Genomic DNA, 21628 nt, shown 5'->3' with positions numbered 1-21628 from the left:
CGGCGCGGGGCCTGTCGAGGGGTTGGCGTCAGTGGAAATCCCGGCTGCGATACACGCGCCGATCCGGGGGCGCACTGAAATCCGTGGTCTCGGGTGGCAGCCTCATCCCAGCCTCGCGCAGGTCGCGCAGGGAGGCGGTGAGGTCGCGGAACCCCTCCGCCACGAGGTGGACCACCCCGCCCGCCCGCTGGATCCGGCCGCGCACGGCCAGGAACCGGGCCTGCATGGCGGCCCTTCGGTTCGCCTCGAACACGGTTTTCCAGACGATCACGTTGGCGATACCGGTCTCGTCCTCCAGCGTCAGGAAGACCACGCCCTTGGCGGTGCCCGGCCGCTGGCGGATCAGCACCAGCCCCGCCACCGTGACCCGCGCGCCCTGGGGCAGGGCCGGATCCAGATGGGCCCGGGCCGGGATCGCGCCGATCCGGGCGAGCCGTCCCCGGAAGAACGCGACCGGGTGCCCCTGCAGCGACAGGCCGGTGGCGGCGTAATCCTCGGCCACCGCCTCGGACGGGGCGAGGGCCGGAAGCTCCACCGCCGGCTCGTGCCGGAACAGGCCGTCATCGGCGTGCCACGCGAAGAGCGGCAGGGGCGCCTCGAGGAGATGGGCCCGGCGCTCGGAGCCGTCGGCCCTGGCGGCCTTGCGGGATGACGTCCCCTCCAGGGTGCGGACCATCCACAGGGCGGCGCGCCGGTCGAGGCCGAGCGAGCGGAACGCGTCCGCCTCGGCCAGGCGCTCCAGGGTGTTGCGGGGCAGGGCGAGGGAGGCCTGCAGGCCCTCGATGCTGGCGTAGCCGTTGGCGCGCAACCGCACGAGCCGGCGCATCGCCGCCTCCGGCAGGCCGCGCACCGCGCGCAGGCCGATCCGCACGGCGTGCCGCTTCGGATTCCCGGCCGGCTCCAGAGTGCAGTCCCAGTCGCTGGCGTTGACGCAGACGCCCCGCACCTCGACCCCGTGGGCCCGGGCGTCGCGCACCAGCTGGGCCGGCTGGTAGAAGCCCATGGGCTGGGCGTTGAGGATCGCGGCCAGGAAGACGTCGGGGTGCCGGTACTTCATCCAGGCCGAGGCGTAGACGAGGAGCGCGAAGCTCGCCGCGTGGCTCTCCGGGAAGCCGTAGGTGGAGAAGCCGCGGATCTGCGCGAAGCAGCGCTCGGCGAAGTCCTGCGGGTAACCCCGGCGGGTCATGCCGCCGACGAACTTCTCCGCGAACCCGCCGATCGAGCCGACATGGCGGAAGGTCGCCATCGCCCGGCGCAGCCCGTCGGCCTCGGCCGGGCTGAAGCCCGCCGCCGTGATGGCGATCTGCATGGCGTGCTCCTGGAACAGCGGCACCCCGTAGGTCTTCTGCAGGACCTCCTTCAGCTCGTCCGCCGGGCCGTGATCCGGGTGCGGGGCCGGGTATTCCACCGGGTCGATCCCGGAGCGCCGCCGCAGGTAGGGATGGACCATGTCGCCCTGGATCGGGCCGGGGCGCACGATCGCGACCTGCACCACGAGGTCGTAGAACTCCTTGGGCTTCAGGCGCGGCAGCATCGACATCTGCGCCCGGCTCTCGACCTGGAACACGCCGACGGAATCGGCCTTGGCGAGCATCGCGTAGGTCTCGGGGTCGTCCTGCGGCAGGTCGGCCAGCGTCTCGTAGAAGGTGCTGTGATCCCTCTCCAGAAAATCGAGGCCGCGCTTGAGGCAGGTCAGCATGCCGAGCGCCAGCACGTCGACTTTCATCAGGCCGATCGCGTCGATGTCGTCCTTGTCCCACTCGATGAAGGTGCGGTCCGCCATGGCGCCGTTGCCCACCGGGACGGTCTCGTCGAGGCGGCCGCGGGTCAGCACGAAGCCGCCGACATGCTGCGAGAGGTGGCGGGGAAAGCCGATCAGCTGGTGGGCGAGGTCGAGCGCCTGCCGGATCGCCGGGTTCTCCGGGTCGAGGCCGGCCTCGCGCACGTGCTGGTCCGGCATGCCGGTGCCCCAGGAGCCCCAGACCGTGTCGGCGATCGCCGCGGTCACGTCCTCGGTCAGCCCCAAAACCTTGCCGACCTCGCGGATCGCCATGCGCGGGCGGTAGTGGATCACCGTGGCGCAGAGGGCGGCCCGCTCCCGGCCGTAGCGGGCGTAGAGGTGCTGGATCACCTCCTCCCGGCGCTCGTGCTCGAAATCGACGTCGATGTCGGGGGGCTCGCCCCGGTTCTCCGAGATGAAGCGCGCGAAGAGCAGCCGGTGCTTCGACGGGTCGACCGCGGTGATGCCGAGGCAGAAGCACACGGCGGAATTGGCCGCCGAGCCCCGGCCCTGGCAGAGGATGCCCCGGCCGCAGGCGAACTCGACCACGTCGAACAGGGTCAGGAAGTAGCGGGCGTAGTCCATCTGGGCGATGAGCCGCAGCTCCTCGCGGAGCGTCGCCGCGACGCCGGGCGGGACGTCGCCGCCGTATCGCCAGCGCGCCCGCTCCCAGGTCTTCTCCTCCAGGTATTCCTGCGGCGTGCGCCCGGGGGGCACCGGCTCGTCGGGATACTCGTAATGGAGCTGCGCCAAGTCGAAGTCGCAGGCCTCGGCGATCTCGACGGAGCGGGCCAGCGCCTCCGGGTGGTCGGCGAACAGCCGGGCCATCTCGGCGGCGGGCTTCAGGTGGCGCTCGGCATTCGCCTCCAGCCGGTAGCCGGCCTCGCCGATCCGGCAGCCGGCGCGGATGCAGGTGACCACATCCTGCAGTTGGCGCCTTTCGGGATGGTGGTAGAGCGCGTCCGAGACCGCGACCATCGGGGCGCCGGAGGCCGCGCCCAGCTCGGCGAGCAGCCCGAGGCGCCGCCGCTCGTCGCCGCGGCGCGTGTGGCTTGCCCCCAGGAAGGTCCGGCCCGGGGCGGCGGCGGCCAGCGCCTCCAGCCGCGCCCTGAACCCCTCCGGCACGCGCCGGGCCGGCGGCATCGCGATGAACATCTGCCCCTCGGCGGCCTCCACCATCTCGGCGAAGGAGAAGCGGCACGCGCCCTTGCGGACGCGCCGGTTGCCCAGGGTGAGCAGCCGGCAGAGGCGCCCCCAGGCGCCCCGGTCCATCGGGTAGGTGACGGCCTCGAACCCCTCCTCGGTGACGAGGCGCACCCCCGGCAGGATCCGGAGCGCGGTCCCCTGCGGTTCGAGGGAGCGTGCCGCCGCGTGCGCACGCACGACGCCGGCCACGGTGTTGCGGTCGGCGATGCCGATGGCCCTGAGGCCGTAGGCCGCCGCCTGCACGACGAATTCCTGCGGGTGCGAGGCGCCGTGCAGGAAGGAGAAGTTCGTGGTGACGGCGAGTTCGGCGTAGGCGGTCCCGGAACGGCTCACGCGAACAGCCCGTGGACGTACCACGCGGCCGGACGGTCGGGGGCGTGCGCCCCGTCGCGGTAGAGCCAGAGGCGGTGCCCGGCTTCGCACTCGATGCGGTAGTAGTCCCGCGTCTCCGCGGGCGCGCGCCACCATTCGGCGGCGATCCGCTCCGGTCCCTCGGCGTGGACGACGCGATGGATCCGGGCCCGCCAGCGGAAGCGCCGGGGCGGCCCCTCGGGCACGGTCGAGAGCACGTCGCAGGCGGCCTCGCCGCGGGGGAAGATCACCAGGGGACGGGGCGGGAGGTGGTCGGGCCAGGGGGCGTCGAAGAAGGCAGTCATGGCTCGGGGGCCACCCTCCCCCGCAGGGGGGGGAGGGGGTGGCGCCTGTATCCGGCCCCGGACCGAACTCGGCACCGATCCGGCCCTCCACGGAACACCCCGGTCGGCCCGCTCCGGCAGATGGCTCGCCCGCGGCTCGAGCCGCAGGAGCGCCCGTCCGAGGCGCTGCGCCAGGGCGTCGGCCAGGAAGCCGATCCCGTCGCCCTCGGTCGCGGCGCCGAGATCCGCTTGGCGGGCCGGCATGGGGCCGGTCACCGTGACGGCCAGCACCACCGTCTCGAAGCCGAAGCCGGCCTCGAGGGCGGATCCCAGCCGGTCGAGGCGCAGGGCGACGAGGGCCGCGACCCGCTCCGGGCAGCGCTCGGGGCGCGACAGGCCGAGATCGAGGGCCCGCACCGCCCCGTCGACCCGATGGAGGGCGAGTCGCACGGTGCAGGCGCCGAGCCCGGCGCACTCCAGCTGAGGGGCGATCTCCGCCATCAGGTCCCGGGTCGTCCGGACGATGTCCGTCTGCCGCCCGATCGGGTCGAGGAAGCCGCGGCCCGCGGTGTAGGCGGCCGCGTCCGACAGGGGCGCCAGCGGCTCGGGCCGCCGCGCCAGGGCCTGGTCGAGGCGCAGGAGCAGGGCCTCGCCGAAGCGGCGGGCGAGGGGCCCCCGGGGCAGGGCGTCGATTTCCCCGATCCGCTTCAGGCCGAGCCGCTTCAGGCCCGAGACCGTGCCGGGATCGAGCCGCAGCGCCGCCACGGGCAGCCCCCGCAGGGCCGGGACGGCCCCGCCCGGCGGCACGACGATCCGGTCGGCTCCGCCGTGGCCGGCCAGCGCGAAGGCGGCCCCGGGTGTGTCGGCCAGCGCGATCCGCGCGGGGATTCCCGCCCGCGCGAGGCGTCCGGCGAGGTCGTCGACGAGGCGCGTCTCGCCGCCGCGCAGGTGGCTCGCCCCGGCGACGTCGATGTAGAGGCCGTCCGCCGCCTCGGCCGCCCCGAAGGACGAGACCAGCGGCGCGTAGCGCATCGCCCAGCGGCAGAGCCGCAGCAGGGCCTCCCGGTCGGCGGCCGGGTCGGCGGGGTAGACCTGGAGCGGCACGCCGATCCGCGCCCGGACGCGGCCCAGGGGCTCGCCGGGCCGCAGGCCGAGGGCCTGGGCCTGCGGATCGAGGGCCACCAGCCGCAGGCCGCCGGAGCCCTCGGCCGCCACGGCCAACGGCCCGGCGTCAGGCGCGAGACCGGCCCGCCGCAGCCGCGTCACCGGCCAGTGGCTCAGGCAGATGCAGACGATGCGCGGCATGGTCCCACTCCAGAAGCCAGTCGCCGCCCCGCCCGTTGCGGCAGCGTTCGAGCCGCGCCCGCCAGCGCAGCCTGTCGAGGGTGCCGAACCGGTCCCGCGCCGCCGGTGCCGCGGCGATCCGCCAGCGGGTGGCGGCCCCGTTGGGCATCCCGGCCTCCGCCGGCCGCAGGATCAGCAGGAGCGGCGGGGCGGGGCCCGAAGGGGATTCCTCGGCGGCGAGCTGGAGGCGCCGGCTCGGCTTCAGCGGCAGCCCGTCCTGCAGGAGGCCGACGAGGACCGTGAGAGCCCGCGCGTGCAGGGCCGCCTCCAGCGCGCGGAACACCTCCGCGTCGCTGCCGGCCTCCAGCAGCAGCAGCCGGTCGGGGTCGAGGCCGAGACCGGCCACGCCGTGGCCGTAGGGCAGGGGCTGGCCGGGCGCCGCGGCGATCAACGCCGCCCCGGGCCTGTGAGCGAGGTGGCGGGCGCAGAGCGCCAGGGCGAAGCCGAGGGCTGCGATCCCGTCCGCGGGCTCGGCCGGCGCGATCTCGTGGGGCGGACCGAGGACGAGGCCGCCGGGGAGATGGGCGTCGAGGGCGGGCAGGTCCAGCGGCAGGACCGGGCGGGAGCCCCGTCCGTCGACCGGCGGCGCGAGACGCGTCCGCAGGGCCGCCAGCCGCGCCCGGGACTCGCCGCGGTCGGACGCGCGCCCGGTCTCGTCCGCAGGGTCCAGCCCCATTTCCATCGGCTCCGATCATGCCGAACGATAGGAACATAACAGGAACGCGCACAAACGGTTTCCGCCGGGTTCCGGAATCCCGCAGCGGCGCAGCGGCTTGGCCTGTGGATGGCTGTGGACGCCTGTGGAATCAGCCGCCCGTGCCGGCTTCGACGGCCACGGTTGACCTCGCTCGCAGGGCGAGACCAATGTCCCGGTGCCGCGTGCCTGACGCGGTCGATACGGACCGCGCATGCGCTCGACCCTCGCCCTGACGATCCTGCTCGCCCTGTCGGGCGCGGCCTTCGCCCAGCAGCCCGCGGACCCGGGGGGCGCGGCCCCGGATGCGGCCCCGGCAACGCGGACACGCCCGGCCCGCCCGCGGGTCCGGCACGCCCAGGTCCCGAGCCAGCCGATCATGGTCTACGACGCCCGGATCGAGGCCGGCGACCTGCGCATCTCGGGCTCGGTGCGCAAGCCGGGCGCGATCGTGGTGCTGGACGACGACATCTCGATCCAGGCCGACCGGCGCGGGCGCTTCACCTTCCGGCTTCCCTACCGGCCTTCGACCTGCGTGGCGACGCTCAAGTCCGAGCCGGACGAGCGCGAGGTCGTGGTGGCGAACTGCGCGCCCGAAGGACCTCCGGGCCCCGCCGGCCCTCAGGGCGTCGCGGGGCCTCCCGGCGAGGCAGGTCCCAAGGGGGAGCAGGGCCTCAAAGGCGATCAGGGCCCCAAGGGCGAGGCCGGTCTCAAGGGCGAGACCGGCCCAAAGGGGGATGCCGGCGCCAAGGGGGATGCCGGGCCACAGGGTCCGGCCGGCCCGCAGGGCGCGCCGGGTCCGAAGGGCGAGGCGGGAACCCCGGGTCCCAGGGGGCAGGCCGGAGCGCAGGGCGCGCCGGGACCGAGGGGCGAGGCCGCGGCCTCCACCCTGCGGCCGGTGCGTAAGTCCGAATGCGCGGGCGGCTGCGCCGTGACCTGCGAGACCGGGGAGACGCTCGTCACCGCCCATTGCCTCAAGGGCGGTGCGCCGGTCTATGACGGGGAGGGGGCCAGCTGCCCGGCGGAGGCCTCCGGCATCGTCGGGTTCTGCGCGCGGCCGTGAGGGCGGTGCCTCAGCCGCCGGTCTCGCCCAGCCAGTCGAGGATTCCGGCGGCCGCCGCCCGGCCGCCCGCGAAGGCGCCCTGGAGCAGGTAGCCGCCGGTGGGGGCCTCCCAGTCGAGCATCTCCCCGGCCAGGAACAGGCCGGGACGGGCCCGCAGCATCGACCGCCCGTCGAGGGCGTCGAGCCGGACGCCGCCCGCCGTCGAGATCGCCCGCTCGATCGGCGCCGAGGCGGTGAGGGTCAGCGGCGCGGCCTTGATCAGCCCGGCGAGGATTTCGGGATCCGTCGGGAGGGCGGCCCCCGCCGCCTCGCGCAGCAGGCCCGCGGCCACCGGCGGGAGACCCGCCGCCTTGCGCAGCCGGGTGGCGGCCGAATCGCCGGGCCGGGCGCCGGACAGGCGGCTTGCGAGGGCATCCCGGGTCAGGTCCGGGCGCAGATCCACGACGAGCCGGGCGCCGCCGCGCGCCGCGATCGCCGCGCGCAAGGGACGCGAGAGGGCGTAGACCGCCCCGCCCTCGAGGCCGGTCTCGGTGATCACGGCCTCGCCCCGCACGGCGCTGCCGTCGCAGGCGAGCGCCACGCGCTTCAGCGGCGTGCCGGCGAACCGCTCCCGGAACAGGTCGGACCACGCCACCGCGAAGCCGGCATTGGCCGGGCGCAGGGGCGTGACCGCCACGCCGAGCCCTTCGAGGACCGGCACCCAGCGCCCGTCCGATCCGAGCCGCGGCCAGCTTGCCCCGCCCAGCGCCAGGAGGACCGCCCGGGGCGCGATGGCCAGCGGCCCGTCCGGAGCCTCGAAGCGCAGCCCCCCGTCGATCGCCGTGAGCCGGTGTCGGGTCCGGATCCGGACGCCGAGGCGGTCGAGCCGCCCGAGCCAGGCCCGCAGCAACGGCGAGGCCTTGAAACTCCGCGGGAAGACGCGCCCGCTCGACCCGACGAAGGTCGGCTCGCCGAGATCCGCGCACCACGCCCGCAGCGCGTCGGGGGGGAAGGCCGCGACGGCGGCGTCGAGGTAGCCCTGCGGATGGTAGCGGGCGAGGAAGTCGGCCCGCCCCTCGCTGTGGGTGATGTTGAGGCCGCCGCGGCCGGCGATCAGCAGCTTGCGGGCGACCGACGGCATGCGCTCGTAGACCGTGACCGCGCGCCCGGCCTGCGCCAGCACCTCGGCCGCCGCGAGCCCTGCGGGGCCGCCGCCCACGATGGTGATCTCGTCCGTGTCGTCCGGCATCCGCCCGGGAAGCGGCAGGCCGCGGGTCCCTGTCAAGGGCGAAGGCTGTGCGGCGGGGCCTCGCTGCCAACCGGGCTCAGTGCTCTTCGGCAGCTCCGTCCCTCGCCCGGCCGCCCCGCAAGACGTAGACCACCGCCCCCGCCAGCATCAGCGCCATCCCGTACCACGTGATCGCGTAGACGAGGTGGTTGTTGGGGAAGGCGATCACCGTGAGGCCGCCCACCGGCAGGCCGCCGGGATTGGGCGTCGCGTCGGCGTCGACGAAGTAGGGGGCGACATCGGTGAGGCTGCGCGCCGCCGCGATGGCCGCGACGTCGCGGGAGTACCAGCGGTCGTCCTTCGGGTCGTTGGCGCGCAGGAACGCGCCCTTCGGCTCGGTCAACCGCAGGAGACCGGTGACCCTGGTCTCGCCCGCCACCTGCCCGGCCGCGCGCGGCGCCGGATCCCGGCGGTCGCCCGGCACGAACCCGCGGTTGATCAGCACGAGGCTGCCGTCCGGGCGGCGCAGCGGCGTCAGCACCCAGAAGCCGCCACCGCGCTCTGTCACCGCCTGCACCAGCGTCTCGCGGTCGTGCAGGAAGGTGCCCGACAGCGTCACGTGCCGGTAGGCGTCGTCGGGGCCGATCCGGGGCCAGTCGGCGGGGCCGGGCGCCGGCACGGCGGGCGCGTGAACCCGGGCGTCGACCTGCGCGATCAGGTCGAGCTTCCAGGCCCGCCGCTCCACCTGCCACGTGCCGAGCCCGACCAGGACCACGAACACGAGGGCGGCGGCAACGCCGAATACGACGCGCCGCAGCAACGAAATCGGGGCCGGGGAGGGACCTGGGTCCCCTCCCGACCCCGCGGGCCTCATCTCCGGACGCGCGCTCAGCGGGCGTTGTTCATGACGTCGTGGGCGTCCATCGGCATCATGTTGTGGTTGAGGTGATACATCACCCACACCGAGCCCGCGAGCATGATCACCACGAGCGTGATCGTGAAGATCAGCGCCATAAAGGTCCAGCCGCCCTCCGACTTCGTGTTCATGTGCAGGAAGTAGACGACGTGCACGACCATCTGGACGCCGCCCAGCGCCAGGATGACGAGGGTGGTGACGAGGCTGTTGTCGAGGACGTTGCCCATCACCAGCCAGAACGGGATCACCGTCAGGATCACCGACAGGACGAAGCCGGTCATATAGCCCCGGAAGGAGCCGTGCCCGCCCTCGCTGTGGGCGTCGTGGTGGCCGTGCCCGGCGTGGGCAGCCGCGGGGTGCGCGTCGGCGCTCATTCGAGCACTCCCATCAGGTAGACGACGGTGAAGACGCCGATCCAGATCAGGTCGAGGAAGTGCCAGAACATCGACAGGCACATCAGCCGGCGCTTGTTCTCGACGATCAGCCCGTGCCTGCCCACCTGCACCATCAGCACGACCAGCCACAGGATGCCCATCGAGACGTGCAGGCCGTGGGTCGAGACCAGGGTGTAGAACGAGGACAGGAAGGCGCTGCGCCAGGGCGGCGCGCCCTCGTGGAACAGGTGGATGAATTCCCGGATCTCGAGCGCCACGAAGGCGGCGCCGAACAGGCCGGTCACCGCCAGCCAGATCTGCGTCTGCCGGATCCGGTCCCGGTCCATCTCCAGCATGGCGAAGCCGTAGGTGATGGACGAGAACAGCAGCATGGCGGTGTTCACCGCGATGCCCTGCAGGTCGAACAGGTCCTTCGGGGTAGGGCCGGCCGCGTAGCTCCGCCCGAGCACCCCGTAGGTCGCGAACAGGGTCGCGAAGATGAGGCAGTCGCTCATCAGGTAGAGCCAGAACCCGAGCATGGTCGAGCCCTCGGAATGATGGCCCTCCTCGTCGATCTGGTAGAAGACCGGCGCCGCGGCGCCGGGAGGTGCGGTCTCTGCGTGCATCATCGGATCACGCCATCTCCAGTTCGCGCGTCCGCTGACGTTCCGTCCGACTGACCGTGTCGGCTGGGATGTAGTAGTCGCGCTTGTAGTTGAAGGTGTGGGCGATCGCCACGACGAAGATCGCCACGAAGCTGAGCGCCGCGAGCCACCAGACGTACCAGACCATGGCGATGCCGAAGGTGAAGTTCAGGCCCGCCAGGATCGCGCCGGCCGCGGTGTTCTTGGGCATGTGGATCGGCCGGTAGCCCTTGAGGGGGCGGGAGAAGCCGCGGTTCTTCATGTCCCACCACGCGTCGGAATCGTGGACCACCGGCGTGAAGGCGAAGTTGTAGTCCGGCGGCGGCGAGGAGGTGGACCATTCCAGCGTCCGGCCGCCCCACGGGTCGCCGGTGAGGTCGCGCAGCTTGTCGCGGTTGCGGATCGAGACCACGAACATCACGATCTGCGAGGCGATGCCGCAGGCGATCAGCGCCGCGCCGAGCGCCGCGATGACGAACCAGATCTGCAGCGACGGGTCGTCGAAGTGCTGCATGCGCCGGGTCACGCCCATCAGGCCGAGCACGTAGAGCGGCATGAAGGCCACGTAGAACCCGGTCACCCAGAACCCCAGCGCCATCTTCCCCCAGAACTCGTCGAGCTTGAAGCCGAAGGCCTTGGGAAACCAGAAGGTCACGCCGGCGAACATGCCGAACAGCACGCCGCCGATGATCACGTTGTGGAAGTGCGCGATCAGGAACAGCGAGTTGTGCAGGACGAAGTCGGCCGGGGGCACCGCCAGGAGGACGCCGGTCATGCCGCCGATCACGAAGGTGACGATGAACGCCACCACCCACAGCATCGGCACCTCGAACCGGATCCGGCCGCGGTACATGGTGAACATCCAGTTGAAGATCTTCGCGCCCGTGGGGATCGAAATGATCATCGTCGTGATCCCGAAGAACGAGTTCACGTCCGCGCCGGAGCCCATCGTGAAGAAGTGGTGCAGCCACACGAGGTAGGCCAGGATGGTGATCACCACCAGCGCGTAGACCATCGAGGTGTAGCCGAACAGGCGCTTGCCGCAGAAGGTCGAGGTGATCTCCGAGAATACCCCGAAGGCCGGCAGGATCAGAATGTAGACCTCCGGGTGGCCCCAGATCCAGATCAGGTTGAAGTACAGCATGGCGTTGCCGCCGAGGTCGTTCGTGAAGAAGTGCGTGCCGACGTAACGGTCGAGCGACAGCATCGCGAGAACGGCCGTGAGGATCGGGAAGGCGGCCACGATCAGGATGTTGGTGCACAGCGACGACCAGACGAAGATCGGCAGCTTCATCATGGTCATGCCGGGCGCCCGCATCTTCACGATGGTGGCGACCAGGTTGATGCCCGAGAGCAGCGTCCCGATGCCGGCGATCTGCAGCGCCCAGATGTAGTAGTCGACCCCGACGCCCGGGCTCATCGCCGCCCCGGAGAGCGGCGGGTAGGCGAGCCAGGTGGCGCGGGAGAACTCGCCGACGAACAGCGAGACCATCACCAGCATGCCGCCGGCCACCGTCATCCAGAAGCTGAAGTTGTTCAGGAACGGGAAGGCGACGTCGCGGGCGCCGATCTGCAGCGGCACGGCGAAGTTCATGAGTCCCGTGACGAACGGCATCGCCACGAAGAAGATCATGATCATGCCGTGGGCGGTGAAGATCTGGTCGTAGTGGTGGGGCGGCAGGAAGCCCTGCTCCGAGCCGAAGGCGATCGCCTGCTGCGAGCGCATCAGGATCGCGTCGGCGAAGCCGCGCAGCAGCATCACGCCCGCGAAGATGCAGTACATGATGCCGATCTTCTTGTGGTCGATCGACGTGATCCAGTCACGCCACATCGGTCCCCAGAAGCGGTAGTAGGTGATGACGCCGAGCACGGCGAGGCCGACCACGGCCACGCCCGCGAACGTCCCCTGCAGGATCGGCTCGTGGTAGGGGATCTGCTCGATCGTAAATCGTCCGAAGAGCAGCTGCTGTAGGTCTAGGTTTGCGAACATGGGATCGGCCCGTTCAGTGGGTTCGACGGCGACCGCCGGTCTTGTGTGTGGAGTCCGCTGCCATCGCGCGCGGCCTCATTGGTTCAGTTGCTTGGGGGCGATCTGGAAGCCCTCGCTCTGGCCTTCGCCGGAGCCCTTGCCCTGGCTGTCGGGCGACTTCTGCCCCCGGACGTCCGGGTTGCCCATGTCGGGCCGCGGCTGCATGCCCTGGGGCTGCGTCTGGCCGTGCGGCAGGGTCTCCGAGGCCGGCGCCGTGGCGCCCGGCCCCTCGACGCCGCGCTCGGCGAGACGGTTGTCGTACCGAAGCCGCTTGTAGTTCGCCTGCGCCTCCTCGCCCGAGGCGCCGCCCTGGGCGTCGATCTTGGCCATCTCGCCGACGCACATCTGGTCGGGACGGGGGCACATGCCGATGATCCGGTCGTAGAGACCCTGCATGTAGGACTTGTAGTAGCGCGCCGGCTCGGCCTCGCTCGGCTCCTCGAGCTTCAGGTAGGCCTCCTGGGTCAGCTCGCCGCCCTCGGCCTTGGCCTTGGCGACCCACTGGTCGAACTTGTCGTTGGTCAGCCCGCGGAACTTGAAGAACATGTTGGAGAAGCCGGCGCCGCTGTAATGGGCCGAGCGTCCCTCGGAATCGCCCTCGCGGTTGATCACCGCGTGGAGCTGCGTCTGCATGCCGGGCATCGCGTAGACCATGCCGGCGAGCGTCGGCACGTAGAACGTGTTCATCACGTCGGTGGCGGTGATCTTGAAGCGGATCGGCCGGTCCACCGGCGCGGCGAGGTCGTTGACCGTGGCGATCCCGTATTGCGGGTAGAGGAACAGCCACTTCCAATCCATGGCGATGGCCTCGACCTCCAGCGGCACGGTGCCGGCGGGCACGTCGCGCTTCGTGTCGATCTTGCTGAGCGGCCGGAACGGGTCGAGGGTGTGGGTGCCGATCCAGGTCAGCGCGCCGAGCGCGATGATGATCATCAGGGGCGCCGTCCAGATCAGCACCTCGAGCTGCGTCGAGTGGTGCCACTCGGGGTCGTAGACCGCGTCCTCGTTGGAAGCGCGGTAGCGCCACGCGAAGATCAGCGTGAAGGCGATGACCGGCACGATGATCAGGAGCATCAGCCCGGTGGCGGCCAGCACGAGGTTGCGCTGCTGCTCGGCCACGTAGCCGGCCGGCTGCAGGACCACGAAGTTGCAGCCTCCGAGCAGCGTCAGGAGGGGCAGGGTCAGGAGCGGCAGGAGGCGGCGCCCGCGGAAGCCCCGGGGTCGCAAGGCGTCGGTCCTGTCCGGTCGATGGGTCGAAGAGGTCACAGCACGCGTCTCGTTATCCCATGCCGCTGACGCGGCGCTTCTGCCGTGCCGCGCGAAGCGGCTTTCCTGTCCGTCACGGGAGGGCGGCGCGGCCTTCGCCGCGCGCCGCGTCCGTCACATCTGACGCAGTTCCGAGCGGTCGGTGAACAGGGCCACGAGGCTGCAGACCGCGCCGGACAGGAGGTAGACCCCGATCATCGCCAGGCCGTAGCGCTGGGACAGGAACAGCGCGACCAGCGGCGCGAAGCCGGCGCCGATCAGCCACGCGAAGTCCGAGGTCAGCGCCGCGCCGGTGTAGCGGTAGCGGTTGCCGAGGCGGGCGCTCACCGCACCCGCGGTCTGGCCGTAGGCGAGGCCGAGCAGCATGAAGCCGATCGTGACGTAGATGGTCTGGCCGATGGCGCTCTCGCCGAACAGGAGCGGCGCGATGATGCTGCCCACGGCGAAGAAGGCGATCAGCGACGCGCTCATGATCAGGCAGTTGCGGCGGCCGATCTGGTCGGCGATCAGCCCGGAGGCCGCCACCGCGCCGGCGCACACGATGGCGCCCGAGAACTGCACGATCAGGAACTCCCCCGGCGAGCGGGTCGTGCTGTTCAGCGCGAGCCACGCGATCGGGAAGATCGTCACGAGGTGGAACAGCGCGAAGGCGGCGAGCGGCACGAAGGCGCCGCGGACCACGTCGCCCGCGTGGTGGCGGAACAGCTCCAGGGCCGGCACCGGGCGCAGACGGTCGAGGTCCATCATCCGGGCGAACTCGTCGGTGGCGACGAGGCGCAGCCGGGCGAACAGCGCGACCACGTTGATGGTGAAGGCGCAGTAGAACGGGAAGCGCCAGCCCCAGTCGATGAAGTCCGCCTCGTCGAGGTTGACGATGAAGAAGGCGAACAGGGCGCTCGCCACCATGAAGCCCAGCGGCGCGCCGAGCTGCGGGATCATCGCGTACCAGCCGCGCCGCTCCCGGGGCGCGTTCATGGCGAGCAGCGAGGCGAGCCCGTCCCAGGCGCCGCCCAGGGCGAAGCCCTGCAGCACCCGGAAGCCCGCGAGGATGTAGACGGCCGAGATGCCGATGCTGTCGTAGCGCGGCAGGAAGCTGACGGCGGCCGTGGAGGCGCCGAGCAGGAACAGGGCGGTGGTGAGCTTGACGCTGCGTCCGTGACGGCGGTCGATCGCCATGAAGATCACGGTGCCGATCGGCCGGGCGATGAACGCGAGGGCGAAGATCGCGAAGGCGTAGAGCGTGCCCTTCAGCGGGTCGACGAAGGGGAAGAACACCTTCGGGAAGACCAGCACGCAGGCGATGCCGAACACGAAGAAGTCGAAATATTCCGAGGCGCGCCCGATGACCACGCCGATGGCGATCTCGTTCGGGTGGACCTTGTGGTCCCCCATCGCCTGCTGGGCGTCGCGTTCCAGCCCTGTGACCGTCGGGGTGTTCGCACTCATCTCTGCTTGTCGCCCTCGCCGCGCGCCCGCAGGGACGCCTCACTGGGCGCCCCGGCCGGAACCGCCTCTTGCGGCATGTCCAGAGGTATCGCAACCGGCTCCGGACGCAAGTTCACCCACTGACGCATGCATAGCACCACGCGGTCGCAGCCATCCGGCAGCATCCACGCAAACCGCGCCGCTCACACCCGGTAATGGGCAGAATTCCGTGACAGGTTGATGTTGTAGTAGGGGTCGGCGCGCAGTTCCGGGCCCCAGCGGTCCAGCATGGTGAGGACCTCGCCCTCGAAGCGCTTCTTCTTCTCGGGGGTGTCCTCGGCCCCCCGGCTCTTCGACTCGTGATGGATCAGCGTGGCGAAGGGCGTCCAGACGATCCTGTAGCCGGCCCGGCGGATCCTCAGGCAGAGGTCGACATCGTTGAAGGCGACCTTGAGGTCGACCGCGTCGAAGCCGCCGACCTCGGCGAACACGTCCGCCCGCATGGCGAGGCACGCGCCGGTGACCGCCGAGGCCTCGTGGGCGATGACCATGCGGCAGAAATAGCCCGGATCCGCCTCCGCCACGCCGAGATGGCTGTGGCCGGCGACGCCCCCGATCCCCAGCACGATGCCGCCGTGCTGGATGGTCCGGTCCGGGTAGAGGAGCTTGGCCCCCACGGCGCCGATCTCCGGCCGCACAGCGTGGCGGACCATCTCGGTGAGCCAGTCCGGCTCCAGCACCTCGATGTCGTTGTTGAGGAACAGGAGCACCGGCCCGGTGGCCGCCGCGGCGCCCCGGTTCGAGAGATCGGAGAAATTGAAGGCCCCGGGCACCGCCACCACGCGCACCCGCGGATCGTCCCGGTAGCGGGCGAACAGGGCGGCGGTCTCAGGCTCGCGGCTGTCGTTGTCGACGATCACAACTTCGATGTCGGGATAGTCGGTGGCCCCGAGCAGCCCGTCGAGGGTGATCGACAGGATCTCGGCACGGTCCCGGGTCGGGATGATCGCCGAGACCCGGGGCGGCGGCTCCGGCAGCGGCCGGATCAGCCGGTTGAAGCCGCCGGGACCGCGCTCGGCCCGGCCGCCGAAGGGCGCGACCACCTCCTCCAGCGCCCGCAGGCGCGCGGCCTCGGCCCGGGCGAGCGCCCGGTCCGAGAAGGTGCCGGAGCCTTGAGCGGCCCGCCAGTGATACAGAACCCGCGGGATGTGGTGGATGCGCGCCGGGTCGAGCCCGTCGGTCAGGCGCAGCAGCAGGTCGTGGTCCTGGCTGCCCTCGAAGCCCGGGCGCAGGCCGCCGACGGCGCGCAGCGCCTCGGTGCGCACCACCGTGAGGTGGTTGATGTAGTTCTGCGCGTAGAGCAGCTCCCGGTCGAAGCCCGCCTTGAAGTGCGGGTCGAACCGGCGCCCGCGCCCGTCGATCTTGTCCTCGTCGCTGTAGACCAGCACCAGCGCCGGGTCGCGGCGCAGCGCCCGGGCGACCTCGTAGAGCGCGTCGTCGGTCAGCGCGTCGTCGTGGTCCATGAACGCGCAGGCGACGCCCCGGGCGATCCCCAGCGCGTCGTTGGTCGCCCGGGCGATGTGGCCGTTCTCGGGCCGGGTGACGACGCGGATGCGCGGGTCGTCCGCGGCCGCCTTGGCGAGGATGCGCGGGATCGCGGGCCGCGTCGAGGCATCGTCGACGACGCAGAGTTCCCAGTGCGGGTAGAGCTGCGCGCGCAGGGAGGCGAGGGCGGCCCGGAGCACCTTCGGGTCGGGGTCGTGGACCGGCATCAGCACGGAGACTAGGGGCGGGTCGGCCCAGGCGGCGATCTCGGCGGCGATCCCGTCCCGCTCCGTGCGGCGGAGCGCGTGCGTGCCGATCCAGGCCTCGTAGCCGGTGACGCGCCGGTGGCGCAGCGCCCGCCCGAGGAAGCCCCGGGCCCGCACCTTCTTGCCCACGACCCGCCAGCCTAGCGCCCGCGCGGTCAGGCCGGGATCGCGCAGGAGCCCGCGCAGGGCGAGGCCCGGCCGGGCGAGGCGGCGCACCGCGATCCGGCGCAGACGGGCCGGGACCCGCCCGGCCGGGTCGAACACGCGCAGCTCCGCGGCATCCTCGGGCAGGCGGCCGATCCACGCGAAAGCCCCCGCGCCCCGGGCCTCCTGCGGCAGCAGCGGGCCGGGACGTCCGTCGGCCCCGACGAAGCTGATATCGGGCACCGCGTCGCGGCCGTCGGCCGGATCGTTGAACAGGACGATCTCGGCCCAGCGGCCGGCGAGGCCGGGGAGCGCGACGCGCAGCCCGTCGGCCCCGGACCGGACCGGCAGGCCGCCGCGGCCGCGCCGGGTCCCGGCCAGCTGCGCCGGGGGCAGGCGGTGCCCCGCCGCGTCGGCGACGCGCACGTTCAGCTCCATCCCTTGTCGACCGAGGCCTTCACCACATCCGACATGGCGACGTCGAACACCAGCATCTCCTCGACCGCCTTGACGCTCTTCAACCGCTGGGCGAGCGCTTCCGTCTCCGGCGGAACCGCGGGCAGGACCGGGATCGGCGCGGCGATACCGAGCCGGTCGAACAGGGTCGACGCGAAGGCGGGAAACCGGGCCTTGTGGCCGACGATCTCGATCCGCGCGAGCACCTCGATCGCCGCGATGGAATTGCCGGGATGCAGCCGGTCCTCGGGCATGCGGGTGCCGAGCTGGCGGGTCAGCGGGTTGTAGAGCAGCCGGTAGGCCGGCTCCGGCAGCATCCGGAAGAAGCGCTTGAGGCTCTTCACGTCGGCGAAGTCGTACTCGTCCGCGAAGGTCGCGGCCTCGGCCAGCGGGCCCAGGCGCCAGCTGCGCGCCGGATCGGCAGCGTCGCCGGCCCGGGCTTTGAGCCAGCGCATGCGGGTCGCCATCTCGATATGCGGATCCTGCAGCAGGATCGCGGTGAGCATCAGGTCCGGCGTCAGATAATTTTCATACCGCGGCACCGTGAGCGAGCCCGACATCAGGAGCGAGCGCGTGGTGCTCATGAAGATGCTGGATATGATCTCGTCGCTCAATTTGTGAGCGCCGAAGTAGCACTTCTCATAATGCGGGAACAGAGCATTCTGAATGAGGACTTCAGGCTCGATCCCGGTATTTATGAGATAGGTGCGAACCTGCGTGAGATTCTTCTGGACATTGCGCCGATGGATGAGCGTGTTCGTATCGGCGTCGTAAAGCTCCAGCCGCTCGATGTCATGGAGCCCCGGCACCTCGACGCCGGTTATCAGGAAGATGCACTGCCCCGTCGCGTGCCAGCCGTTGGTCTTGAACACCGGGTCGGTGAGGCTTGCCTCGATCTCGGCGACCCGACGTCCATTGACGGACACGGCGACCCGGCCGATGGCCTGCTGATTATCCGGTACAACCCAGCCGCGGATCGAGTGAATATCATCGTGATCTATATAAAAGCGCACGGCGGATTTCTAAATTTCTCTGTTTCTCGAGGATCGGGTCTGCAAGTCTGCGTCAGGAGCCGGGCCGGTTCATAGCACGCGCAGCCGGCGAACGCCGTTCTCTCGGCAGGCCAACCTATCAGCGCGCGAAGGCGCGTGCAAAGCGCGACGCGGGATCCGGCGCACCGTGTTCGGGATCCGGGCGCACAGCCTTGCCGCCGCCCTGGAACGCGGCGCGTCATCCCTCACGACCGAACGGCGTCCGGCGCGGCCACAGCCGCCAGCTCCGCACCGTAACGGTGCCGCGCGTAACGATCCAGGCTCCACCCGTCGTCCGCGGACCGGAACACAAACCGTTCCGACATCTCCGTCAGAACCAGATCGGGACGGACCTGCTCGATGTAGCCGTAGTCGAGCTGCGTGCTCCAGATGAAGTGCAGCTCCCGGAACGTCTCAGCCAGCATGATCGTGAGGCCGTTCGGCAGGCAGTTCGCGTAGCTGTCGCCGAACAGGACGACCCGCCGGGCGTCGGCCGCGCCGTCATTGCGGTAGATGACGTGAGCGCCGGTGTGGAGCGTTCCCTCCAGTCCGAGACGCTCCCGGAGTTCGACGATCGGGCTTGCATGCACCCGAACCGCGTCCCGCTGGATGTGGTGCAGCGTCGTTCCCTCGTATCTCGGCGGCGTGAAGGCGATCCCGAGGTCGCCCGCCCAACCCGGATGGTATGTGGTCGGACGTTCCCAGAAATCGCGCACGGGACTGGCTTCGACCGCGCGGCAGATCGCGCGATACGCCACCATTCGGCCGGCGAAGGACAGGTGGCTGTCGGTCCGATAGTAGAGATCCTGCTCGCCTCTCTGGCGCCGCAACGGCCCGATCAGGTCGATCAGGGTTGATCGCCAGCGTGCCCGACGCCGCAAGACGAGATCGACGCGCAGGCGGAGAAGCGGAGCGTGCTTAAGATATTGATCCTCGTGGTATAACCTGAATGCTGGCGACAACTTCCAATCGAGATCGATCTGATCCAGAAGATTGTCATAGATCGTGATCTTTTCCGGAACGAGAATGTGCCTGTAGGCGACCCCCATCTCACGGAGCTTTCGCCTGCGATACAGGATCATGGTCTGCCAGTGCAGGAGAAAATTCTGAACGTCTGCGGATCTGACAAACTGCTCGCTGACGTTGTTGCTTCCCTGCAGAAGGAACAGGAAGCCTTCCTTCCCGATATGGATCTGGTCGGCGGCGGCCATAAATCGTTTCCAAGGTGAGCGCCCGAAGCGTGTCTCCGGGCGGTCAAGCGGTGGCGGCTGGCGGAAGCCAGGATGGCATTCTGATCGGCCCCTTGTCTCGATGATCGGTGTTGCAGGCAAGCAGATCGCTCAAGCCTCTCGAACGCGTCCGCGCCGGGATCCAACGCGCGGGGCGCGCAGGTTCCGCTTGCACCCACGCCGGGCAGCCGCTATAGGCCCGGCCCAACGGAGCCCGCACGGCTCCGGCCCGGGCGCGTAGCTCAGCGGGAGAGCACTACCTTGACATGGTAGGGGTCACAGGTTCGATCCCTGTCGCGCCCACCACTACTTCAGTGACTTAGCTGGCATTGAAGTAGTGATCCCAGGTTCAGCGAACCTGAAACCGGTTCGGCGAACCTCACAGGCAGGTTCGCATGACGACCGAACCCGAAGCCCTGATGGACCCATACGAAGCGCTTCGGATCATCGAGGTGTTCGTCCGGGTCGCCGAGGAAGCCGATAATCCGGACGCTGCGCCGATGATCCTGCGCCAGATCCAGAACGTGCTGGATAAGGCGCTGCCGAGGAAGGCGAGGCGGCGGCGGCGACCATGACCGACGAGCCCGACCCGATCCTTGAGGCCGCGGAAGCGCTCCGGCTCCTCAGGAAGAAGGTCGAGCCCTGGAGCGACGACTTCGCGCTCTGGCTGGTTGACGGCGAGACGCTGACCGACAGCGACCTTTTGGCTCTGGCTATCAGACTGGGCCTGATGGACTCGCCAGGGATGCTGCAATAGCCCGCCGACATGCCTACCGAACCGCACGCTCCGGTCCGAGGCCTCGCGCTGAAGGCCCTGCGCGCCGTGGCGGCCAACCCGGGTGGTCTCCGGATGCAGGCTCACCCGTCCGTCATGCCGATGCTGGTCGAGTTGGGACTGGTCGAGTCGCGCGTGACCCGCGGCCCAGGGCGCACGCGATCGGCGTGGTACTCGACACACGCCGGCCGATACCTGCTGTCCCAACTCGGGCGGCATGAGGTGCGGGCGGACTGAGCGGCAGGCGGCAGGCTACGCGCCGGCGGTCTGCGACGGCTGCTCCCGCTTCCGCACGATCCGGGCCCGATCCCGCAGCGTGACCATGTGCGTCGGCCATTCCTGGCATGCGGCCTCGAACGCGGCGAGCGCGAGGGCCAGCGGGTAGATGGTGGCCAGGTGTAGCTCGATGTTGCCCCCGACCTCCTTCCAGACCTCGATTGTGTAGGGCACGCCCGGCGGCACCGGCGGGATCTGCTTCACCGGCGGCGGCAGCGTGATCGCGGCGAGGCACAGGTGCTCGTATTTGCGCGCGGGCGGCGCCCCGGGCGGGCGCTGGTGGCGGCATGAGGCCGTGAGGTGGCGCAGCAGGTCGGTCGACGAGATGTCGGGCCCGTACCGCTCGATCAGGCCGCTTACCTGATACCGCCCCGAGCGCTTGCAGGCGGCGCAGTCCACGTAGGCCCGGCCGGGCTGCGCGTCGCCCAGACGCCCCATTCTGGTGCCCTTCCATCCGCGAACGGATATGGAACAGACCCCATGCCGGCGCAGGCTTCAACGGCGACGAGGTGGGCCCGCGAAAGGCGCGGTGGAGCTATGTGGATGGTGCTGAAAATCGCGAGCGGCGGCAGGCGCTTCCGCGGTCCGTCCCCTTCATATCCCGGACCCGCTGGAATACGAGGCCGAAGCCCCGGAACCTGAACTAGAGGCGGACGCCGCAACGGTCGCCGCGATCCAGTCGCCGTCGCTTGAGCCACTCGGTCGGCAATCCCGCTCCATCGCCTTGACCTGTCGGCGCCAAAGCCAGAGGCGGAGTGCATGGATAAGGTCGTGCATGGCCGCCCTCCGCGTGATCGCCGAGTGCAATGTGGCCTAGGACCGGCAGCCACTCAATGGGCAGGTTCGACCCAGAATGAAGCGATCGAGATACTGGCAGCCGCGTGGGGCTACGCCAGAGGCTGACGGAAGCGGCCTGGGCTGCCGATCGCGAAAGAGCTATCCATGACCGACGCGCAGCAAGCCTAAATCCAGGCGCTCTCGGACGTGCGCTCCTGGCACCGGTGGCAGCTCTGGCAGGCGATCAGCGATGTGCGCGCCATCCAACTAGATCGCTTTCGTCGACTTTTGACCAGTCATCGGCGAAGAGCGGAATAGGATCGACCGCGCTGAAGCGGACCAACTCGTTGGCAATTGTTAACCGTGAACGATTGCGAGCAACTGATCTTTCGCGTTCTTAACCTGGATTGAGTTCGGGAGGGTTTCTAACGGGGAACCCAAAAGCGGGTCGCCAAGTCAGAAAGATCGAACGATGTCCTCCATCACCCTGTCGGCCGCCACGCGTCAGAACCTGCTCTCGCTGCAGGACACGGCGCAGCTGATGGC

The 21628-nt window shown here is 70.6% G+C and carries 19 protein-coding genes and 1 tRNA gene; 6 read left to right on the top strand and 14 right to left on the bottom strand.

Translation table 11 applies throughout. The annotated features are described in order from the left end of the window. Window positions 1–28: 28 nt before the first annotated feature. From ACLBX9_RS03330 to ACLBX9_RS03320, 3 genes are read right to left on the bottom strand one after another with little or no spacing between them, the layout of a single operon-like run. Window positions 29–3319: an error-prone DNA polymerase gene (locus ACLBX9_RS03330; RefSeq protein WP_447717908.1), complete on the bottom strand. Its 3291-nt coding sequence runs from the start codon at window positions 3317–3319 to the stop codon at window positions 29–31. Next, the gene (locus ACLBX9_RS03325; RefSeq protein WP_447717907.1) at window positions 3316–4926 is read right to left on the bottom strand and encodes a Y-family DNA polymerase; all 1611 of its coding nucleotides are present in this window, start codon (window positions 4924–4926) and stop codon (window positions 3316–3318) included. The genes ACLBX9_RS03330 and ACLBX9_RS03325 overlap by 4 nt, the downstream gene beginning before the upstream one ends. Continuing rightward, complete coding sequence (locus ACLBX9_RS03320) at window positions 4853–5647, bottom strand: ImuA family protein (RefSeq protein WP_447717906.1); 795 nt, start codon at window positions 5645–5647, stop codon at window positions 4853–4855. Before ACLBX9_RS03320 ends, ACLBX9_RS03325 begins: the two co-directional genes overlap by 74 nt. Before the next feature lie 226 nt (window positions 5648–5873). On the opposite strand from ACLBX9_RS03320, the gene ACLBX9_RS03315 reads away from it, so the two are divergent. After that, a complete protein-coding gene (locus tag ACLBX9_RS03315) occupies window positions 5874–6722 on the top strand; it encodes a collagen-like protein (RefSeq protein ID WP_447717905.1) in 849 nt (282 codons plus the stop codon). A gap of 10 nt (window positions 6723–6732) precedes the next feature. Here ACLBX9_RS03315 and ACLBX9_RS03310 read toward each other — a convergent pair whose 3' ends face one another. From ACLBX9_RS03310 to ACLBX9_RS03270, 9 genes are all read right to left on the bottom strand, one after another. Continuing rightward, on the bottom strand, window positions 6733–7950 hold the full coding sequence (locus ACLBX9_RS03310) for a TIGR03862 family flavoprotein (protein WP_447717950.1): 1218 nt from the start codon (window positions 7948–7950) through the stop codon (window positions 6733–6735). A 76-nt stretch (window positions 7951–8026) separates the two neighbouring features. Then, entirely contained in the window at window positions 8027–8803 is a 777-nt protein-coding gene (locus ACLBX9_RS03305) for an SURF1 family protein (RefSeq protein WP_447717904.1), read from the bottom strand. 14 nt (window positions 8804–8817) lie between these two features. After that, a complete protein-coding gene (gene cyoD, locus ACLBX9_RS03300) occupies window positions 8818–9219 on the bottom strand; it encodes a cytochrome o ubiquinol oxidase subunit IV (RefSeq protein ID WP_010685968.1) in 402 nt (133 codons plus the stop codon). Further along, window positions 9216–9848, bottom strand: a complete 633-nt coding sequence (gene cyoC, locus ACLBX9_RS03295; RefSeq protein ID WP_447717903.1) for a cytochrome o ubiquinol oxidase subunit III — start codon at window positions 9846–9848, stop codon at window positions 9216–9218. The genes cyoD and cyoC overlap by 4 nt, the downstream gene beginning before the upstream one ends. A gap of 4 nt (window positions 9849–9852) precedes the next feature. Further along, the gene (gene cyoB / locus ACLBX9_RS03290) at window positions 9853–11853 is read right to left on the bottom strand and encodes a cytochrome o ubiquinol oxidase subunit I (RefSeq protein ID WP_447717902.1); all 2001 of its coding nucleotides are present in this window, start codon (window positions 11851–11853) and stop codon (window positions 9853–9855) included. A 75-nt stretch (window positions 11854–11928) separates the two neighbouring features. Beyond that, window positions 11929–13158, bottom strand: a complete 1230-nt coding sequence (gene cyoA, locus ACLBX9_RS03285) for a ubiquinol oxidase subunit II (RefSeq protein WP_085988056.1) — start codon at window positions 13156–13158, stop codon at window positions 11929–11931. 114 nt (window positions 13159–13272) lie between these two features. Beyond that, the gene (locus ACLBX9_RS03280; RefSeq protein ID WP_010685964.1) at window positions 13273–14604 is read right to left on the bottom strand and encodes an MFS transporter; all 1332 of its coding nucleotides are present in this window, start codon (window positions 14602–14604) and stop codon (window positions 13273–13275) included. Window positions 14605–14786: 182 nt separating this feature from the next. Further along, window positions 14787–16976: a glycosyltransferase family 2 protein gene (locus ACLBX9_RS03275; RefSeq protein ID WP_039894252.1), complete on the bottom strand. Its 2190-nt coding sequence runs from the start codon at window positions 16974–16976 to the stop codon at window positions 14787–14789. Further along, the gene (locus ACLBX9_RS03270; protein WP_447717901.1) at window positions 16967–17578 is read right to left on the bottom strand and encodes a hypothetical protein; all 612 of its coding nucleotides are present in this window, start codon (window positions 17576–17578) and stop codon (window positions 16967–16969) included. The genes ACLBX9_RS03275 and ACLBX9_RS03270 overlap by 10 nt, the downstream gene beginning before the upstream one ends. A gap of 33 nt (window positions 17579–17611) precedes the next feature. On the opposite strand from ACLBX9_RS03270, the gene ACLBX9_RS03265 reads away from it, so the two are divergent. Next, window positions 17612–18082, top strand: coding sequence for a hypothetical protein (locus tag ACLBX9_RS03265; protein ID WP_447717900.1), 471 nt, complete (start codon window positions 17612–17614; stop codon window positions 18080–18082). Between the two features lie 149 nt (window positions 18083–18231). On the opposite strand, the gene ACLBX9_RS03260 is transcribed toward ACLBX9_RS03265, so the two are convergent. Next, window positions 18232–19236 carry an alginate O-acetyltransferase AlgX-related protein gene (locus ACLBX9_RS03260; RefSeq protein WP_447717899.1) on the bottom strand — a complete coding sequence of 335 codons (1005 nt, stop codon included), beginning with the start codon at window positions 19234–19236 and terminating at the stop codon, window positions 18232–18234. A gap of 249 nt (window positions 19237–19485) precedes the next feature. Here ACLBX9_RS03260 and ACLBX9_RS03255 point away from each other — a divergent pair. From ACLBX9_RS03255 to ACLBX9_RS03240, 4 genes are all read left to right on the top strand, one after another. Then, window positions 19486–19560: transfer RNA gene (locus tag ACLBX9_RS03255), tRNA-Val, on the top strand. A gap of 89 nt (window positions 19561–19649) precedes the next feature. Beyond that, window positions 19650–19829, top strand: coding sequence for a hypothetical protein (locus ACLBX9_RS03250; protein ID WP_447717898.1), 180 nt, complete (start codon window positions 19650–19652; stop codon window positions 19827–19829). After that, window positions 19826–20011, top strand: coding sequence for a hypothetical protein (locus ACLBX9_RS03245; protein ID WP_447717897.1), 186 nt, complete (start codon window positions 19826–19828; stop codon window positions 20009–20011). The genes ACLBX9_RS03250 and ACLBX9_RS03245 overlap by 4 nt, the downstream gene beginning before the upstream one ends. A gap of 9 nt (window positions 20012–20020) precedes the next feature. Further along, window positions 20021–20266, top strand: coding sequence for a hypothetical protein (locus ACLBX9_RS03240; RefSeq protein WP_447717896.1), 246 nt, complete (start codon window positions 20021–20023; stop codon window positions 20264–20266). 15 nt (window positions 20267–20281) lie between these two features. On the opposite strand, the gene ACLBX9_RS03235 is transcribed toward ACLBX9_RS03240, so the two are convergent. Next, window positions 20282–20743 (bottom strand): hypothetical protein, encoded by a 462-nt coding sequence (locus ACLBX9_RS03235; protein ID WP_447717895.1) that lies wholly within the window; start codon window positions 20741–20743, stop codon window positions 20282–20284. Window positions 20744–21628 lie beyond the last annotated feature (885 nt).

It is taken from the genome of Methylobacterium sp. A49B (assembly GCF_053346215.1).
Note: the sequence above shows the minus strand (reverse complement) of the source record. Positions and strands in the feature narration are given on the sequence as shown.

What these genes read in the sequence shown, in the direction of transcription:
- ACLBX9_RS03325 (WP_447717907.1), bottom strand. Translation starts at nt 4,926, where the DNA reads ATGCCGCGCATCGTCTGCATCTGCCTGAGCCACTGGCCGGTGACGCGG.
- ACLBX9_RS03320 (WP_447717906.1), bottom strand. Translation starts at nt 5,647, where the DNA reads ATGGAAATGGGGCTGGACCCTGCGGACGAGACCGGGCGCGCGTCCGAC.
- ACLBX9_RS03315 (WP_447717905.1), top strand. Translation starts at nt 5,874, where the DNA reads ATGCGCTCGACCCTCGCCCTGACGATCCTGCTCGCCCTGTCGGGCGCG.
- ACLBX9_RS03310 (WP_447717950.1), bottom strand. Translation starts at nt 7,950, where the DNA reads ATGCCGGACGACACGGACGAGATCACCATCGTGGGCGGCGGCCCCGCA.
- ACLBX9_RS03305 (WP_447717904.1), bottom strand. Translation starts at nt 8,803, where the DNA reads ATGAGGCCCGCGGGGTCGGGAGGGGACCCAGGTCCCTCCCCGGCCCCG.
- cyoD (WP_010685968.1), bottom strand. Translation starts at nt 9,219, where the DNA reads ATGAGCGCCGACGCGCACCCCGCGGCTGCCCACGCCGGGCACGGCCAC.
- cyoC (WP_447717903.1), bottom strand. Translation starts at nt 9,848, where the DNA reads ATGATGCACGCAGAGACCGCACCTCCCGGCGCCGCGGCGCCGGTCTTC.
- cyoB (WP_447717902.1), bottom strand. Translation starts at nt 11,853, where the DNA reads ATGTTCGCAAACCTAGACCTACAGCAGCTGCTCTTCGGACGATTTACG.
- ACLBX9_RS03280 (WP_010685964.1), bottom strand. Translation starts at nt 14,604, where the DNA reads ATGAGTGCGAACACCCCGACGGTCACAGGGCTGGAACGCGACGCCCAG.
- ACLBX9_RS03275 (WP_039894252.1), bottom strand. Translation starts at nt 16,976, where the DNA reads ATGGAGCTGAACGTGCGCGTCGCCGACGCGGCGGGGCACCGCCTGCCC.
- ACLBX9_RS03270 (WP_447717901.1), bottom strand. Translation starts at nt 17,578, where the DNA reads ATGAGCACCACGCGCTCGCTCCTGATGTCGGGCTCGCTCACGGTGCCG.
- ACLBX9_RS03260 (WP_447717899.1), bottom strand. Translation starts at nt 19,236, where the DNA reads ATGGCCGCCGCCGACCAGATCCATATCGGGAAGGAAGGCTTCCTGTTC.
- ACLBX9_RS03250 (WP_447717898.1), top strand. Translation starts at nt 19,650, where the DNA reads ATGACGACCGAACCCGAAGCCCTGATGGACCCATACGAAGCGCTTCGG.
- ACLBX9_RS03245 (WP_447717897.1), top strand. Translation starts at nt 19,826, where the DNA reads ATGACCGACGAGCCCGACCCGATCCTTGAGGCCGCGGAAGCGCTCCGG.
- ACLBX9_RS03240 (WP_447717896.1), top strand. Translation starts at nt 20,021, where the DNA reads ATGCCTACCGAACCGCACGCTCCGGTCCGAGGCCTCGCGCTGAAGGCC.
- ACLBX9_RS03235 (WP_447717895.1), bottom strand. Translation starts at nt 20,743, where the DNA reads ATGGGGCGTCTGGGCGACGCGCAGCCCGGCCGGGCCTACGTGGACTGC.